The following is a 17148-nucleotide window of genomic DNA, read 5'->3' as shown; positions in this document are numbered from 1 at the left end:
CCCTGCTCAGCCCTCACCGGCCGTCCGTTCCGCCGCCTCGACCACGTTCACCAGCAGCTGGGCGCGGGTCATCGGGCCCACACCGCCCGGGTTGGGGGAGATCCAGGCGGCCACTTCCGCCACTCCGGGGTGCACGTCGCCGACGATCTTGCCGGCCTCGTCGCGGCTGACACCGACGTCCAGCACCGCGGCACCCGGCTTCACGTCCTCCGGCTTCACCAGGTGCGGCACGCCGGCCGCGGCCACGATGATGTCCGCCTGGCGCAGCAGCCCCGACAGGTCGCGGGTGCCGGTGTGGCAGAGGGTGACGGTCGCGTTCTCCGACTTGCGGGTGAGCAGCAGCCCGATGGAGCGGCCCACGGTGATCCCGCGCCCGAGCACCACCACGTGCGCGCCGTTGATCTCCACACCGTGGTGGCGCAGCAGCTGCACGATGCCGTACGGGGTGCAGGGCAGCGGGCCGGGCTCGCCCAGGACGAGCCGCCCGAGCGAGGTCGGGTGCAGGCCGTCGGCGTCCTTGGCCGGATCCATCAGCTGCAGGACGGCGTTGGTGTCGATGCCCTTGGGGAGCGGCAGTTGCACGATGTAGCCGGTGCAGGCCGGGTCCTCGTTGAGCTCGCGGACGACCGCCTCGATCTCCTCCTGGGTGGCGGTCGCGGGCAGTTCGCGCCGGATGGACTCGATGCCCACCTCGGCGCAGTCCTTGTGCTTGCCGTTGACGTACCAGCGGCTGCCCGGGTCGTCGCCGACCAGCAGGGTGCCGAGGCCGGGGACCACGCCGCGGTCCCTGAGCGCCGCGACGCGGGTGCTGAGTTCGGACTTGATCGCGGCTGCGGTGGCCTTGCCGTCGAGAATCTGGGCGGTCATGCACCCATCCTTCCGGATGGACCCGCCCCTCTTCCAGTCGGCCGACCGTGGCGGCACGGCGGAGGTCCGCCCCGGTTGTCCCGAAGCTGTGCGCAACTGGTTGCACTTGCACAACAACTCGCCGTACAAGCGCCCGGTCAGCTGGACAACTCACCGGGCCTGCGACCACGATGGCCGGGAAATATCGCGGAAGTGCCGGGGGGCGGACCGCTCAGTCTTCGTGTTTCCTCCGCGCGGGCCCGCGCGTCCCCACCCACGGAGGAACACCCCACATGAGCTTCGGCGACCCGAACAACCCGTACGGGGCCCCACAGGGTCAGCCCCAGTACGGCTACCCGCAGCAGGCCCCGCAGGGCATTCCGCCGCAGGCCGCGTACGGCTACCCGCAGCAGGCGGGCTACGGCTACCCGGCGGGACCGGGTGCGGTCGGCTACCCCGGCGCGCCGGTACCGATGCCCGGCGGCGCCTCGTCCGCGCGCGTCATCCTGTTCATCGTGGGCTCACTGCTGGCCCTCGCCGGCGTGCTCGTGATGATCGGCGGTCTGGTGTTCGCCAGCGAGTTCTCCGACAGCTCGGATTCCACCACGAGTGACGCGGGAACCGTCTTCGGCGGTGCGTTCGTCTTCCTCGGCATCCTCTTCGCCGGCGTGTCCCTGTGGCCGATCCTCACCGCCGCGAAGCTGAGCAAGGGCCGCACGGGCATCAGGGTCTCCGGCATCGTCTTCGCCTCCCTCCAGGGTCTGTTCGCCGCGCTCAGCACGCTGACCAACGCGATCGCCGTGTCGGCGGCCGGCCCCCATGACAACGTGGGCGTGATCTGGATCTCCCTGATCTTCGCCGTGATCCTCCTGGTACTGGACATCTGGGTGATCGCGGGGCTGTCCAGTGCGGAGTCGGGCGCGTACTTCCGGCGACCGTAAGGGCCCACCCGGCCCACCCCGCACGGCGAAGGCCGCGCCCCGCTGCATCGCGGGGCGCGGCCTTCGCCGTCGTACTGCGGGACTCAGTGGAAGAAGTGCCGGGTCCCGGTGAAGTACATGGTGACCCCGGCCGCCTTCGCGGCCTCGATCACCTGCTCGTCACGGACCGACCCGCCCGGCTGCACGACCGCCTTCACGCCCGCGGCGGTGAGGATCTCCAGGCCGTCCGGGAACGGGAAGAAGGCGTCGGACGCGGCGTAGGAGCCCTGCGCGCGCTCCGCGCCGGCCCGCTCCACCGCGAGCTTGGCCGAGTCGACCCGGTTGACCTGGCCCATGCCGACGCCGACCGAGGCGCCGCCCTTCGCCAGCAGGATCGCGTTGGACTTGACCGCGCGGCACGCCTTCCAGGCGAAGGCGAGCTCGGCCAGGTCGGCGGGGGAAAGGGCTTCGCCCGTCGCCAGGGTCCAGTTCGCCGGGTCGTCGCCCTCGGCCTGGAGCACGTCGGACTGCTGGAGCAGCACGCCGCCACTGATCGGCTTGAGGTCGCCCGGCTGGTGCGGGGTGCCGTCCACCTTCAGCACGCGGATGTTCTTCTTCCGGGCGAGGACCTCGACGGCCCCGTCCTCGTACGCCGGGGCCGCGATGACCTCGGTGAAGATGTCCGCCACCTGCTCGGCCATCGCCACGGTGACCGGGCGGTTGACGGCGATCACGCCGCCGAAGGCGGACAGCGGGTCGCAGGCGTGGGCCTTGCGGTGGGCCTCGGCGACGTCGGCGCCGACCGCGATGCCGCACGGGTTGGCGTGCTTGATGATCGCGACGCAGGGCTCGTCGTGGTCGTAGGCGGCGCGGCGGGCGGCCTCGGTGTCCACGTAGTTGTTGAAGGACATCTCCTTGCCGTGCAGCTGCTCGGCGTTGGCGAGCCCGCCCGGCTGACCGTCGGTGTAGAGGGCGGCCGCCTGGTGCGGGTTCTCGCCGTACCGCAGGCCGGCCTTGCGCTCCCAGGCCCCGGCGAGGAACTCGGGCAGGTCGCCCTCCTGCTCGCTCTCGGGCGCGTACGCATTCGTGAACCAGGAGGCCACGGCCACGTCGTAGGCGGCGGTGTGCTGGAAGGCCTCGGCGGCCAGCCGCTTGCGGGCGGTCAGCTCGAAGCCGCCCGCCTGGACGGCCGCGAGGACGTCGGCGTAGCGGGCCGGGCTGGTGACCACGGCGACGGACGGGTGGTTCTTGGCCGCGGCGCGGACCATCGACGGGCCGCCGATGTCGATCTGCTCCACGCACTCGTCGGGGGTGGCGCCCGAGGCGACGGTCTCCCGGAACGGGTAGAGGTTGACGACGACCAGGTCGAAGGGCTCGACACCGAGCTCGGCGAGCTGCTCGCGGTGGCTGTCCAGGCGCAGGTCGGCGAGGATGCCGGCGTGCACGCGCGGGTGCAGGGTCTTGACCCGGCCGTCCAGGCACTCGGGGAAGCCGGTGAGCTCCTCGACCTTGGTGACCGGGACCCCGGCGGCGGCGATCTTCGAGGCGGTCGACCCGGTGGAGACCAGCGCGACACCCGCCTCGTGCAGCCCGCGGGCGAGCTCCTCCAGCCCGGTCTTGTCGTACACGCTGATCAGCGCCCGGCGGATCGCCCGCTGCGTGGTGCTCACTGGATCGTTACCTTTCGTCCCTCAATGCGGTAGCCGTGCCGGGCCAGTCGCCCCACGACCTCGACGAGCAGCCTGCGCTCGACTTCCTTGATCCGCTCGTGGAGAGCGGCTTCGTCGTCCTCGTCCCGGACCTCGACCACACCCTGGGCGATGATCGGACCGGTGTCCACGCCGTCGTCCACGAAGTGGACGGTGCAGCCGGTGACCTTCGCGCCGTAGGCGAGGGCGTCGCGTACGCCGTGGGCGCCGGGGAAGGCCGGCAGCAGTGCGGGATGGGTGTTGACGAACCGCCCCCCGAACCGCTCCAGGAACTCCTTGCCCACGATCTTCATGAACCCGGCGGACACGACGAGGGCGGGTTCGTGGGCGGCGGTGGCCTCGGTGAGCGCCCGGTCCCACTCCTCGCGGCTGCCGTAGTCCTTGACCGGGCACACGAAGGTGGGGATGCCGGCCTTCTCGGCCCGCTCCAGCCCGGCGATGCCGTGCCGGTCGGCGCCCACGGCGACGACGCGCGCGCCGAAACCCTCGGGGCCGCCCGGGTGGGAGTCGATGGCATCGAGCAGGGCCTGGAGGTTGGTGCCGGAACCGGAGACCAGCACGACCAGGCGGGAGGCGGCCATGGGGGCCCTTTCTCGCGACTACTTCTTGTGGGATCGCACGAAAATCGGGGTCGCCGCCATACGGGGGACCCTACGAAGCGACCGACCGCCTGCAACGATACCGGCAGAGCGGACGGCCCCCGAGGGACGGCCCCCGCCCCGGGCGGTAGCGTCTGGGTGGGACAACGCAACACGCCTGCCCAGCACGCCCGACGCTCTCGTCCACCGCCGTCTGCACCCTGCTCTCCACCCGCCCTCACCACACTCCACAGGGGAAGAAACGCACCCGATGCCGGACCGCCCTCAGTCCTCCGCCCCGACCCCCACGCCCCAGGGCGACGACAACCGCGACGACAACCCCTTCGCCGCGCCCCCGGAGGGGCGGCCCGACCAGCCGTGGCAGCCCCGCCACGGCGCGGACGGGCACCAGCGCCGCGAGGAGGGGCCCGGCGGGGGCCCCGGTACCGGCATGGGCGGCGGCCCGGCCCGCTGGGACCCCACCGACCCGGTCCAGCGGCGCGCCCGGTACGCGCTGCTGGCCGGCATGTGGGGCTTCTTCTTCGGCCTCTTCGGGATCCCGTCCATGGGACTCCTGCTGGGTGCGCTGGCCGTGTACTGGGGGGTGAGCGCCCTCCGCGGCAAGCCGAAGGCCCCGGACGCGGCCGGCACCGCCCCCGGCGGCGCCCACCCGGGCGCCACGCCGGGCAGCCTGCCCGCGGCCTACGCCCGGCCCCAGCGCACCGCCGCGGTCGGCGGGCTGATCGCGGCGTCCCTGGCCCTGCTGCTGGCGGTGTCCTCGTACACCCTCCAGCTCGTCTACAAGGACTTCTACGTCTGCCGCGACGACGCCCTGACCCACTCGGCAGAGCTCAAGTGCAACTCCGAACTCCCCAAGCCCCTGCGCAACCTCATCGGCGTCAGCCCCTGACTCCGTGACCTCCTGCCCCTCGCCGCGGGGGGCGGGGGGCCTCTCCGTCTCCGGCGGGGGCGCGAACACACCGGTCCGGTCGGGCGGGCGCCTCGCCGCGGGGGCGGGGGCGGGCGCACGAGCGCACCGGTCCGGTCGGGCGGGCCGCGCGCGGTCGAGCGGGCGGAGCTGCGCTCCACGAGGCCGGCCGCACCGCACCACCCGGCTCCGTCCCTACCGGCCGGCAGGGCGACGCAGCCGGGCGGCCCCGGCCCCGCCCGACTTCCCACGACCGCCGCGAGGCGGCGAGTCGTCCGCACCGTCCAGACCCCTCCCCCGCCGAGGCCGAGGCTGAGGCTGAGGCCACGTCAATCCTTGGCCGCCGCCGGCGGGGACGGGCCGTCGGCGCCGGGAGCGCCACGGAGGGAGTGCTGCGCCCTCCCCCGGCGGGGACGGGCCAAGCCTGCCCTCCCGCGCCGGAGGCGCGCCGGACACCGCACCCGCCGGGGTGCCACCAGGCAGGCCCGTGGGGCGTACGGGGAGATGCGCGCCAGGGGCCGTTCCGGAAGTGCCCCGCCGGGGCCGGGCCCTGCGGCCGTTCCCCGCTGTCGGGCAGCGAGTCGTCCGAGGTGTTCTCCGATGGCCCCCCGGACGGAATCCGGGGGCGGGGTGGGACCTTGCCCGTCGGCCGCTGCTACGCCGGGCTGTCCCGGCGGGGCAGCACCCGGGCGCCCGCAACGCCCGGTACCAGTCTCGGTGTCCCCGGTGGGGCGCCCTCGGGCCGGGCAGCATCTCCGGCCGCCGGGCCCACATGGGGCGACCCGGCCGGATCCGCGAGTCCGGCACGGACCCGGGCCGACGTCGAGGGCCGGGAGGAGTCCGGGGAGCCTGTGGAGTCCGCGTCCCCGGCCGGGGACGCCGCCACCGAGGGCTCGGCCGGGCCCGGCGCCGGGCCGCGGACGGCGCCGGGATCCGGGGCCTCGTCATGGTGAGCGGGACCCGCTCCGGGCAGGACCCGACCCGCGGCGGGATGGGCGGGGCCCACACCCGGCAGAACCCCACCCGCACCCGGGCGCGCGGAACCCGCACCCGGGTGAGCCGAGCCCGCACCAGGCAGAACCCGGCCCCCGGCGGAGTGGGCGGGACCCACATCAGGCACAGCCTGACCCGCACCGGGTGGAACCCGGCCCTCGGCGGAGTGGGCGGGCCCCGGGAGGGGAGCTCCGGGAGCGGGTGGCTCCGCGGACGCCGAGGAGGCGCGAGAGGCTGCGCGCTCCGGAGACGCCGGGGACGCCCAGGTCTCGGCGGACGCCGGAGAAGCCGTGGGCGTCGCCGGGGCCGACGAGCCGGCCGATTCGGCGAACGCCGGGAAGGCAGCGGACCCGGCCGACGGCGGGAAGGCGGGAGCCACGGCCGACGCCGGAGAGACGGTTGGCTCCGGGGAGGCCGAAGAGGCTGCGGACTCGGCCGACGCGGGGAAGACGGTTGGCTCCGGGGAGGCCGAAGAGGCTGCGGGCCCGGCGGCCGCCGGGGAAGCGGCGGACTCTGCGGAGGCCAGGGAGACTGCGGACTCGGCGGAAGCCGGGGAAGCTGCGTCGCGGAGGGCCGCCCAGCGGAGTTCGCGGACGCCGGCCACGTGCCACTCCTCGCCGCCCTCCGGTTCGACCCCGCTGAACCGCCCGCGCCAGCCGCGTACCGCGACGGCGACCGGTACGCCCACCCCCGCCGTCCACGCCGCACCCGCCGCGCCCGTCTCCCACCACACCGGCCCGAACTCCGCCAGCGCCCCCGTCCCCAGCGGCCCGCCGGCCGCCACCGCCAGCACGGCCATGACCGCCCCGCACACCACCCCGCCCAGCGCCGCGGTCAACGCCGCCTCGCCGTACGGCACCTCGCGCCCCCGCCGTACCGCGAACCACCCCACCACCGCCCCGGCCACCACCGGCACCACCAGCACCGCCCCGGTCAGCACCGTCCCCGCCCCCGCCGACGGCAGCGCCGCCAGCAGCGGGAAGCGCGGCAGCGCCGGGGACCCCGCGAAGGCCAGGGGCGTCGCCGTGGCCCCCGCGCCCAGCGCGAACCCCGGCCCCAGCCCGTACGCCGCACCCCACACCACCGCGTTCGGCACCAGCGCCAGCGCCAGCAGCAGGACCGCGAACCGCCCCGACCACACCCCCGTCAGCTGGAGGAAGGACTGCTGCACCGCCGCGCCGTGCCACACCAGCGACGCGCCGAGCACCAGCGCCCCGCCGCCCAGCAAGGCGAACGCCCCCGCGCCCCCCGCGCGCAGAGCCAGCGCGTAACGGGAGCGCGCGAGCTCCCTCCGCACGCCCCCGGGCAGCCATCCCGGCAACCGCGAGGGCAGCGCCGCCCACACCCCCCAGGCCGCCGCGGCCGCCGCCACCAGCGGCACGTGCCAGGCCGCGCTCAGCGGATCGGCCGGCAGCGGCCCGCCCGCCGCGTACGCCGTCGCACCCGCCCCCACCACCAGGTAGCCGCAGGTCACCGCCGAGAAGACGGCACTGCCGGGCAGCCCGCCCTCCTCGACGGCGAGCCGGGCCGCCCGCCGGATCAACAGCACGGGCAGGGAGACCAGCAGAAGGGGCGTCAGCCCCACCGGCGCCGGCACCCCGGACAGCGTGTCGTACCTGATCAGCTCGGTCCCGTGGGCGAGCAGCCACAGTCCCGCCGCCACGTGCAGCGCGCCGCCCGGCCCGCTGTCGGGATACGGCGAGCTGATCCACAACACCATGACGAGGACGGCCACCGAGCCGAGCCCCAGCCCGGCGGCCATCACACCGCCCAGTACGCAGGCCGCGGCCGCCGGAGAACGGCGGCGCAGGCCCGCCCACGGCGGCGTCGGCAACGACGTCCCGCGTTCGGTCACTTGGGTCACCCCGCCATGGTCCCAACGACACGCGCCGAGGTCGCGTAACAGGCGAATGACCGTGGTGTCGCCCAATATACGGTTATGTACTTTTTCGCCCAGACCTGTCGGGGTGTGGCATGACCCAGAGCGTGGACACGGCCGCCGAGTCGGCGGCCCTCCCGTCGCCCAAGGAGCGCCGCAGACTGCGCGAGGCCGGTGAACTGACGCACGATGAGATCGCGACGGCGCTCGGCGTCACCGCCAGTACGGTCCGCGCGTGGGAGACCGGCCGTGCCGAACCCCGCGGCCGCAAGCGCCAGGCCTACGCCAAGCTGCTGGGCGAACTCGGCAAGCAGACCGGGGAGGGTGACGACCGGCCAGGTGACGGTGACGGTGACGCGGACCGGGATCAGGACCGGGATCAGGACCGGGAGGGCCGGGGCCAGGACGGCGACAAGGGTGCGGTCAAGCGGCGCGTAGGGCCCGCCACGCGGGTCGCGGGCGCCGTCCGGGCCTTCGCCAAGGGCACCGGCGGTCCCGCCGACAACCGGCCCGGGTCCGCCGCCAAGGCCGCCGTCAAGGCCTCCGCCAGGGCCGCCCCCGAGACCCCGGCCACCGACCCGGCCCCGGCCGAGCGGGGCACGAAGCCTCCCGGGGACGGGACACCGGACGTGGCCGGCGTGGGTACGACCCGCGGGCTGGGCACCGGCACCTTCCCCGGGCGGGCCCGGAAGGCGGCGCCGGAGGACACCCACGAGGCCGGGGCCGCTGCCGAGGCCGCTGCCGGGGCGCGGCCGGCCCAGGGAGACCCGACGGAAGCCTCCGGGGTCCCCCAGGCGGCCCCCCAGGCGGCTCCCCAGGCGGCCTCCACGGCGTCCGGCGCGGCGAGCCCGCTCACCCCGCCCCCCGTCCCCGCCCCGGCCCCCGGGCCCGAGGTCGGGCACACGCCCGACACCGCCTTCGAGGCGCTGTACGACTACACCGCCCCCGCCCTGCTCCGGCAGGTCTATCTGCTCACCGGCCGCCGCACCCTCGCCCTGGAGGCCGTCGAGCGCGCCTTCCAGCTCGCCTGGGACCGCTGGCCGCAGGTCGCCACCGACCCCGATCCGGTCGGCTGGGTGCGGTCGGCGGCGTACGAGCACGCGCTCTCCCCCTGGCACCGGTTCCGCCGCGCCCACCGGCACCCCGACCGGGCTCCGGCCGACCTCGCCGACCGCGCCCTGCTCGACGCGATGCTCGCGCTGCCGCCCTCGTACCGGCGGACCGTGCTCCTCTACGACGGCGTCGGGCTCGACCTGCCCGACACCGCCGCCGAAACCGAGGCCAGCACGCCGTCCGCCGGGAGCCGGCTGCTGCACGCGCACTCCGGCCTCGCCGCCCGGCTCCCCGACCTGGTCGGCGTACCGTCGGACCGGCAGTCCGCGCTGCTGCGCGAGCGGCTCGGCGCCCTGGTGCCCGCCGTGCGTCTGGAGCCGCGCCCGGCCCGGGTCGTCCGGGTGGCCGGCGAGCACCGGATGCGGTTCTGGACCCGCGCGGCGATCTGCCTGACGGCCGCCATCGCGGTCGCCACCGCCTACACGGTCGTCACCGCGCCCAGTCGCTACGTCCCTCCGGTCACGCCCGGCACGTCCGTGTCCGGGGTACCGCCGCGCCACGGCCCGCAGCAGCTCAGCGAGCAGTCCAGGCAGCTCCGGGAGATGCTCCGGTCCGAGCCGGCCGCCGGCCCCGCCCGGCTGGCCCCCCGCCACGAGTGAGCCGGACGGGCGGACGGGCCCTCAAAACAGCAGAACGGCAGAACGGGCGTGGCCCGCACCCGGCAAGGGGTGCGGGCCACGCCCGTCGCTGCAGAGCAGCCGGAAGAACCGGAAGGGCCGGAGATCAGCCGTTCAGGATCTCGCGGGCCAGCTTCGCGGTCTCGGTCGGCGTCTTGCCGACCTTGACGCCGGCGGCCTCCAGGGCCTCCTTCTTGGCCTGTGCGGTGCCAGAAGAGCCGGACACGATCGCGCCCGCGTGACCCATGGTCTTGCCCTCGGGGGCGGTGAAGCCCGCGACGTAGCCGACGACCGGCTTGGTGACGTTCTTCGCGATGAAGTCCGCCGCACGCTCCTCGGCGTCGCCGCCGATCTCGCCGATCATGACGATGAGCTCGGTCTCCGGGTCGGCCTCGAAGGCCTCCAGGGCGTCGATGTGCGTGGTGCCGATGACCGGGTCGCCACCGATGCCGACGGCGGAGGTGAAGCCGATGTCGCGCAGCTCGTACATCATCTGGTAGGTCAGCGTGCCGGACTTGGACACGAGACCGATCTTGCCGGGCTTGGTGATGTCGCCCGGGATGATGCCGGCGTTGGACTGGCCGGGGGTGATCAGGCCGGGGCAGTTCGGGCCGATGATCCGGGTCTTGTTGCCCTTGGCGGTCGCGTACGCCCAGAAGGCGGCGGAGTCGTGGACCGCGATGCCCTCGGTGATGACGACGGCCAGCGGGATCTCGGCGTCGATGGCCTCGACGACGGCGGCCTTGGCGAACGCCGGCGGGACGAAGAGGACGGAGACGTTGGCGCCCGTCTTCTCCATCGCCTCGGCGACGGAGCCGAAGACCGGGACCTCGGTGCCGTCGAAGTCGACGGTGGTGCCGGCCTTGCGCGGGTTGACGCCGCCGACGATGTTCGTGCCGTCAGCCAGCATCAGCTTGGTGTGCTTCATGCCCGTGGCACCGGTCATGCCCTGGACGATGACCTTGCTGTCCTTGTTGAGGAAGATAGCCATGGTGAGTCTGTGACCTCGTCCCTTTACTTCGCAGCCGCAGCGAGCTCGGCGGCCTTGTCGGCCGCGCCGTCCATGGTGTCCACGCGCTGCACCAGCGGGTGGTTGGCGTCCGAGAGGATCTTGCGACCCAGCTCGGCGTTGTTGCCGTCGAGGCGGACGACGAGCGGCTTGGTGACCTCTTCGCCCTTGTCCTTGAGCAGCTGGAGGGCCTGGACGATGCCGTTGGCGACCTCGTCGCACGCGGTGATGCCACCGAAGACGTTGACGAAGACCGACTTGACGTCCGGGTCGCCGAGGATGATCTCGAGACCGTTGGCCATGACGGCGGCGGAGGCGCCACCGCCGATGTCGAGGAAGTTGGCGGGCTTGACGCCGCCGTGGTTCTCACCGGCGTAGGCGACGACGTCGAGGGTGCTCATGACGAGACCCGCGCCGTTGCCGATGATGCCGACCTCACCGTCGAGCTTGACATAGTTGAGGTTCTTCTCCTTGGCCGCGGCCTCGAGCGGGTTCGCGGCCGCGTGGTCCACGAACTCCTCGTGGCCCGGCTGGCGGAACTCGGCGTTCTCGTCGAGCGAGACCTTGCCGTCGAGGGCGATGACGTCGCCGGAGGCGACCTTCGCGAGGGGGTTGACCTCGACGAGGAGCGCGTCCTCGGCGATGAAGGTCTGCCACAGGGTCACGAGGACCTCGGCGACCTTCTCGGCGACCTCGGCCGGGAACTGCGCCAGCTCGACGATCTCGCGGGCCTTCTCGATGGTCACGCCCTCGTTGGCGTTCACCGGGACCTTGGCGAGCTTCTCGGGGGTCTCCTCGGCGACCTGCTCGATGTCCATGCCACCCGCGACCGAGGCCATGGCCAGGAAGGTGCGGTTGGTGCGGTCCAGCAGGTACGAGACGTAGTACTCCTCGAGGATCTCGGGAGCGGTCTCGGCGATCATCACCTTGTGGACCGTGTGGCCCTTGATGTCCATGCCCAGGATGTCCGTCGCGCGGGCGACGGCCTCGTCCGGGGTGGCGGCCAGCTTGACGCCGCCGGCCTTGCCGCGGCCGCCGACCTTCACCTGCGCCTTGACGACCGACTTGCCGCCCAGCCGCTCGGTGGCCTCGCGAGCCGCCTCAGGCGTGTCGATGACTTCACCGGCCAGCACCGGTACACCGTGCTTGGCGAAGAGGTCCCTCGCCTGGTACTCGAACAGGTCCACGCGCGTCCGTCCCTTGTATTGAAAGATTCGCTTCGCAGTGTCGCGGTTGTCTGCGTGGGCGTGCCGCGGAGGGCAACGTGACGGCGCTGTCACTGGGGAAGCGCACACGGTGACCGTGGACGCGGCATGTCCGTCTCGCAGGTTATCCCCGTGGGACACGGGTCCCTAAATCGCAGGTCACACCTGAGCGGTGATACCTGTCACAGAACACCTCACACCGGAACCCCGATTTCGTGCGATCCGACGATTTCCCTCTTCTCGAGCGCGGCGGCCATCACCTCGGGGAACAGGTCGGGCGTACAGGCGAAAGCGGGCGCCCCGAGGGCGGCCAGCGCGGCCGCGTGCTCCCGGTCGTAGGAGGGGGCTCCCTCGTCGGAGAGCGCGAGCAGCGCCACGAACTGCACGCCGGCGGCCTTCATCGCGGCGACCCGGCCCAGCATCTCGTTGCGGATGCCGCCCTCGTACAGATCACTGATCAGGACGACGACGGTGTCGGCGGGACGGGTGATCCTGGACTGGCAGTAGGCCAGGGCGCGGTTGATGTCGGTGCCGCCGCCGAGCCGGGTGCCGAACAGGACGTCGACCGGGTCGTCGAGCCGGTCCGTCAGATCCACCACGGAGGTGTCGAACACGACCAGCCGGGTGGCGAGGGACCGCATGGAGGCCAGGACGGCGCCGAAGACGGACGCGTAGACGACGGAGGCGGCCATCGATCCGGACTGGTCGATGCAGAGGACGACCTCCTTCCGGACCGACCGGCTCGCCCGGCCGTGGCCGATCAGCCGTTCGGGGACGACCGTGCGGTGCTCGGGGAGGTAGTTCCCCAGGTTCGCCCGGATGGTGCGGTCCCAGTCGATGTCCCGGTGCCGGGGCCGGCTGGTCCGCGCCGAACGGTCGAGGGCGCCGGTGAGGGTGGAACGGGTACGGCCGGCGAGCTTCTGCTCCAGCTGCTCCACGACCTTCCGGACCACCGCCCGCGCGGTGGTCCGGGTCGTCTCCGGCATCGCCTTGCTCAGCGAGAGCAGCGTGCCGACGAGGTGTACGTCCGGTTCCACGGCCTCCAGCATCTCCGGCTCCAGCAGCATGGCGGACAGCCCGAGCCGGTCGATGGCGTCGCGCTGCATCACCTGCACCACGGAGGCGGGGAAGTAGGACCGGATGTCCCCGAGCCAGCGCGCCACGGAGGGCGCCGACCCGCCGAGCCCGGCTGAGCGCTCCCCGCCCCGGCGGGCCTTCCCGCCGGTCCCGCCGCTCCCGCCCGTGTCCCCGTACAGCGCGCCGAGCGCGGCGTCCATCGCCGCGTCCCGCCCGCTCAGCCCGCAGCCGGTCCCCTCGCCCTCTCCCCCGCCGAGCACCATCCGCCACCGCCGCAGCCTTTCGCCCGCGGCGTCCGTGGCGTTCACGGCATTCACGGCGTCCGTGGCGTCCGTACGGGTGCCGGAGGTCCCCTCCGCTCCGTCGTCAGGCTGCACGCCACCGCTCCCCGCCGTTTCCGCAGCCCCCGCCGTTTCCGCCGTTTGCTCCGAACCGGCTGCCGCCGGAGAGCCCGTCGTCCCGCCGGTGTGAGGCTGCGTCATCCGTCCGTCCCCCATGTCGTCCGTCTCCTCCACTCGATACGTCTGCCGGCCGCACCCCTCACAGCGCCCCGGCACGGTGCCTGCGTACAGCCGTGCGGCCGTACGGCCGTTCTGCCCGCCGGACCCGGGCCGGGCGGCCGGGGTCAGCCCGCCCCGGGCCGGTCGCGGGCTGCGGTGCCGGCGCCGGCATCGGCATCGGCATCGGCGCCGGCGCCGGCGCCGAGGAGGAGCAGGGCCAGGGGGACCATCGCGTCCGCGCGGGCCGGGTCCAGGTCCGGGGCGAAGCCCTCCGGGGCCCGGGCGGCGGCGGTGCGGGAGCGCGCGGCGGCCGGGCCGCGGCGGACCAGTTCGCCCAGGGACCGCCGCACCCCCGGCTCGTACGCCCCGAACGTCCGCCGCAGCAAGGGCAGTACGCCGGTGAAGGCGCCGGCCGGTATGCCGGTGAGCCAGCCGTCGATCAGGCCCAGCAGCCGCTCGTCGTGGACGAGCAGGGTGCCGCCGCCCGCGCCGCCCCCCGCGAAGCCCTCGATCCAGCCGGCCGCGTCGGCGGGGGCGGCCGCCGGGGACAGGGCCGGCCCCATCAGCCGGGCCGCCTCCTCCGCCGTGATCCGCCCGTCGTCCAGCAGCAGCCGCGCGGCCCGGCCTCGGATCAGGCCGGGCACCGCGTCCCGCCCGGCCAGCGTCCGCAGCACGGCCGCCCAGCGGTCCCGCAGTCCGGCCTCCGCCGGGTCCACGGGCGCGGGGTCGCCGGAGGCGGCGCAGAGCAGCCCGACCGCGCCGTGCACGGCGTCCAGATGGCCGCGCAGCTCCGCAGCGGCCTCCGCGTTCAGGCCGGCCGCGCAGGCGGGCGGGAAGGCCACGCAGATCCGCTCGGCGAGTCCGGCCGCGACCGTGCCGAGCTCGGCGGCTCCGGTCCCCCGGACGTCCCCGTAGCGCAGCGAGCGGGCCAGTGCGGGCAGCGCTTCGGCCAGGCGTGCCACGTCGGTGTCCAGGGCGGCCCGGTCGGCGAGCGCCCGGAGCACGGCGGGCAGGGCCCCGGACAGTCCGGCGAGCAGGCACCGCTCGGCGAGCGAGGTGATCTCGCCGAGCTCCCCGGCGGCGGCCGCGTCGGCCTCGGCCCTGGCGGTGGCCGCGGCCTCCACCGTGGTCCCCCAGGCGCCCGCCTCGGCCACCCGCACCGACAGCTCCGGCTCCCAGCACAGCCGCCAGGTCTCGCGGAAGGTCCCGGTGCCGCCCCGGGAGGCGGCGGGCGCACCCCAGCCGATGCCCAGCAGGCGCAGCCGGTGCAGCAGCCGGCTCCGGGCCGCGTCGGTGTCCTTGCGCAGGTCCAGTTCGAGCTCGCGCTCCTGCGCCTCCGGCTTGAGCCGCAGCGAGCGCTGCCGCCGGGTCAGGTCCCGCTGGAGCGGCACCGCGGGCGCGGTGTCGGGCACTTCGCCGAGGGTGTCCCCGACGACCAGCCGGTCCTCGATCAGGGCGAAGGGCACGTCCGACCCGTCGCACATGACCGCCCGGACCGCGTCCAGGGTTTCCGAGAGGCCGGGCAGCGGGCGGCCGCGGACCGCGGCCAGGGTCCCGGCCAGTCGCACCGCCTCGATCACATGGGACGGGGACACCGGCCGGTCCTCCGCGCGCAGCAGGCCGGCGGCTCTGGTCAGCCAGCGTTCGACCGGCCGGTCCGGGGCGGCGAACAGGTGCGCGTACCAGCCGGGGGAGCCGATGCCCGCCCCGTATCCGCCGGCCCGGGCGAGCCTGCGGTGGGTCCAGGGCACCCAGGCCGTCTCCACCTTGACCTTGGGCAGCCCGGCCAGCAGGGCCCGGTCCGCGGCCACGGTGGTCCGGGCGCGCAGCGCGGGCACGTGCCAGGCTCCGCAGACCACGGCGAAGCCGGTGCCGAACTCCCGCCGGGCGGCCCGCATCCGCTGCCGCATGTACGCCTCGCGCACCAGGTCCCGGCGGTCCCGGCCCGCCTCTCCCGCGGATTCGCGCAGGGCGGTCATGGCCTCGGCGATGGCCTCGAACGGGGCGAGGGCGTCCGCGGCGGTGTCGTCCGGCTCAGCGCCGCGGTGCTCGACCACGTCCTCCCACCAGCGCTCCGGGTCGTCGTACCCGGCCGCTGCGGCCAGTGCGGCCAGGGGGTCCAGGCGTACGGACGCCCCCGGTGCGGACTCCGCGCCCGCCGGAGGCTCTTCGTCCGCCGGGGCCCCCTCGACCACCGGGGGGCCACCGCCCACCCGGGGGCCATCGCCCTCCGCGGGGCCGGCGGCAGTGGCGGGTCCGGGGGCCAGCGAATGCGCGGCGGGCAGGTCGGCGAACCGGACGGGCACCCCGGCGTCCAGGGCCCAGCGGATGGCGACCCACTCCGGGGAGAACGCGGCCAGCGGCCAGAACGCGGCCCGGCCCGGGTCGTCGGCGGCGTGCGCGAGCAGGGCGACCGGCGGCCGCATGCCGGGGTCGGCCGCCAGCGGCAGCAGGGCGTCGGCCTCGGGCGGTCCCTCGATCAGCACGGCGGCCGGACGGGCCGCGTCCAGTGCGGCCCGCACCGCGCGGGCGGAGCCGGGCCCGTGGTGCCGCACCCCCAGGAGCAGCGGTCCGGCTCCCGCGGTGCTCATGCGGTCACCTCGCGGCAGGCGCGGTAGAAGTCCTTCCAGCCGTCCCGCTCGCGGACGACCGTCTCCAGGTACTCCTGCCAGACGGTCCGGTCGGCCACCGGGTCGCGGACCACGGCGCCGAGGATGCCGGCGGCCGTGTCGGAGGGCCGCAGCACCCCGTCGCCGAAGTGGGCGGCGAGGGCGAGGCCGCCGGTGACCACCGAGATGGCCTCGGCGGTGGACAGGGTGCCGCTGGGGGATTTGACCTTCGTCCGGCCGTCCCCGGTGACGCCCTCGCGCAGCTCGCGGAAGACGGTGACCACCCGGCGGATCTCGTCGAGGCCCTCGGCGGCCCGCGGCAGGTCCAGTGCACGGCCCATCTGCTCGACCCGGCGGGCCACGATGTCGACCTCGTCCTCGGCACTGGCGGGCAGCGGCAGGACCACCGTGTTGAACCGGCGGCGCAGGGCACTGGAGAGCTCGTTGACGCCCCGGTCGCGGTCGTTGGCGGTGGCGATGAGGTTGAAGCCGCGGACCGCCTGCACCTCCTCGCCCAGCTCCGGTACGGGCAGGGTCTTCTCGGAGAGGACGGTGATCAGGGTGTCCTGTACGTCGGCCGGTATGCGGGTGAGTTCCTCGACCCGGGCGGTCATGCCCTCGGCCATGGCGCGCATGACCGGGCTGGGGACGAGTGCCTCGCGGCTGGGCCCGTGGGCGAGCAGCCGGGCGTAGTTCCAGCCGTACCGGATGGCTTCCTCGGGGGTGCCGGCGGTGCCCTGGACGAGCAGGGTGGAGTCCCCGCTGACGGCCGCCGCGAGGTGCTCCGACACCCAGGTCTTGGCGGTGCCGGGGACGCCCAGCAGGAGCAGGGCGCGGTCGGTGACCAGCGTGCTGACGGCCACCTCGACGATCCGGCGGGGGCCGGTGTACTTGGGGGTGATCACCGTGCCGTCGGCGAGCGTGCCGCCGAGCAGGTAGGTGGAGACCGCCCACGGGGAGAGCTTCCAGCGGGGCGGCCGGGGCCGGTCGTCCTGGGCCGCGAGGGCTTTCAGTTCGTGCGCGAAGGCGTCTTCGGCGTGCGGTCGCAGTGTCTGTGCACCGGTGCCGTTCCCGTGCGTGCTCATGGATCCCCCTCCAGGCTCGGCAGCCGCAACCGACTGCTGCAACCACCGTGCACCACCCCACTGACAACACCCCTGGTTCA

12 protein-coding genes are annotated in these 17148 nt (G+C 74.6%); 3 read left to right on the top strand and 9 right to left on the bottom strand.

Annotation, left to right across the window (positions count from 1 at the left end):
* Window positions 1-6 precede the first annotated feature (6 nt).
* Window positions 7-867 carry a bifunctional methylenetetrahydrofolate dehydrogenase/methenyltetrahydrofolate cyclohydrolase gene (locus AB0O36_RS05100; protein ID WP_365104204.1) on the bottom strand — a complete coding sequence of 287 codons (861 nt, stop codon included), beginning with the start codon at window positions 865-867 and terminating at the stop codon, window positions 7-9.
* Between the two features lie 272 nt (window positions 868-1139).
* Here AB0O36_RS05100 and AB0O36_RS05095 point away from each other — a divergent pair, with 272 nt between their 5' ends.
* Window positions 1140-1787, top strand: coding sequence for a hypothetical protein (locus tag AB0O36_RS05095; protein WP_365104202.1), 648 nt, complete (start codon window positions 1140-1142; stop codon window positions 1785-1787).
* Between the two features lie 83 nt (window positions 1788-1870).
* Here the strand turns inward: AB0O36_RS05095 and purH are convergent, their stop codons facing one another.
* Window positions 1871-3436 (bottom strand): bifunctional phosphoribosylaminoimidazolecarboxamide formyltransferase/IMP cyclohydrolase, encoded by a 1566-nt coding sequence (purH, locus tag AB0O36_RS05090; RefSeq protein ID WP_365104200.1) that lies wholly within the window; start codon window positions 3434-3436, stop codon window positions 1871-1873.
* Window positions 3433-4056, bottom strand: a complete 624-nt coding sequence (purN, locus tag AB0O36_RS05085) for a phosphoribosylglycinamide formyltransferase (RefSeq protein ID WP_365104198.1) — start codon at window positions 4054-4056, stop codon at window positions 3433-3435. Before purN ends, purH begins: the two co-directional genes overlap by 4 nt.
* 268 nt (window positions 4057-4324) lie before the next feature.
* Here purN and AB0O36_RS05080 point away from each other — a divergent pair, with 268 nt between their 5' ends.
* On the top strand, window positions 4325-4963 hold the full coding sequence (locus AB0O36_RS05080; RefSeq protein ID WP_365104197.1) for a hypothetical protein: 639 nt from the start codon (window positions 4325-4327) through the stop codon (window positions 4961-4963).
* A gap of 673 nt (window positions 4964-5636) precedes the next feature.
* Here AB0O36_RS05080 and AB0O36_RS05075 read toward each other — a convergent pair.
* Window positions 5637-7838 carry a DUF6350 family protein gene (locus AB0O36_RS05075; protein WP_365104194.1) on the bottom strand — a complete coding sequence of 734 codons (2202 nt, stop codon included), beginning with the start codon at window positions 7836-7838 and terminating at the stop codon, window positions 5637-5639.
* A 110-nt stretch (window positions 7839-7948) separates the two neighbouring features.
* Between AB0O36_RS05075 and AB0O36_RS05070 the strand changes: the two genes are divergently transcribed.
* Window positions 7949-9565: a helix-turn-helix domain-containing protein gene (locus AB0O36_RS05070; RefSeq protein ID WP_365104191.1), complete on the top strand. Its 1617-nt coding sequence runs from the start codon at window positions 7949-7951 to the stop codon at window positions 9563-9565.
* A 124-nt stretch (window positions 9566-9689) separates the two neighbouring features.
* Here AB0O36_RS05070 and sucD read toward each other — a convergent pair whose 3' ends face one another.
* From sucD to AB0O36_RS05045, 5 genes are all read right to left on the bottom strand, one after another.
* Complete coding sequence (gene sucD / locus AB0O36_RS05065) at window positions 9690-10574, bottom strand: succinate--CoA ligase subunit alpha (protein ID WP_030031032.1); 885 nt, start codon at window positions 10572-10574, stop codon at window positions 9690-9692.
* 23 nt (window positions 10575-10597) lie between these two features.
* Window positions 10598-11779: an ADP-forming succinate--CoA ligase subunit beta gene (gene sucC / locus AB0O36_RS05060; RefSeq protein WP_365104189.1), complete on the bottom strand. Its 1182-nt coding sequence runs from the start codon at window positions 11777-11779 to the stop codon at window positions 10598-10600.
* Between the two features lie 212 nt (window positions 11780-11991).
* Window positions 11992-13137, bottom strand: coding sequence for a VWA domain-containing protein (locus AB0O36_RS05055; protein ID WP_365104663.1), 1146 nt, complete (start codon window positions 13135-13137; stop codon window positions 11992-11994).
* 362 nt (window positions 13138-13499) lie between these two features.
* Window positions 13500-15965: a DUF5682 family protein gene (locus AB0O36_RS05050; protein ID WP_365104187.1), complete on the bottom strand. Its 2466-nt coding sequence runs from the start codon at window positions 15963-15965 to the stop codon at window positions 13500-13502.
* Window positions 15962-17068 (bottom strand): AAA family ATPase, encoded by a 1107-nt coding sequence (locus AB0O36_RS05045; protein WP_365104184.1) that lies wholly within the window; start codon window positions 17066-17068, stop codon window positions 15962-15964. Before AB0O36_RS05045 ends, AB0O36_RS05050 begins: the two co-directional genes overlap by 4 nt.
* Window positions 17069-17148 lie beyond the last annotated feature (80 nt).

The organism is Streptomyces sp. NPDC089799, from assembly GCF_040684755.1.
Classification (GTDB): domain Bacteria; phylum Actinomycetota; class Actinomycetes; order Streptomycetales; family Streptomycetaceae; genus Streptomyces.
The sequence above is the reverse complement of the archived record's forward strand: the minus strand, read 5'-3'. Positions and strand labels throughout refer to the sequence as shown.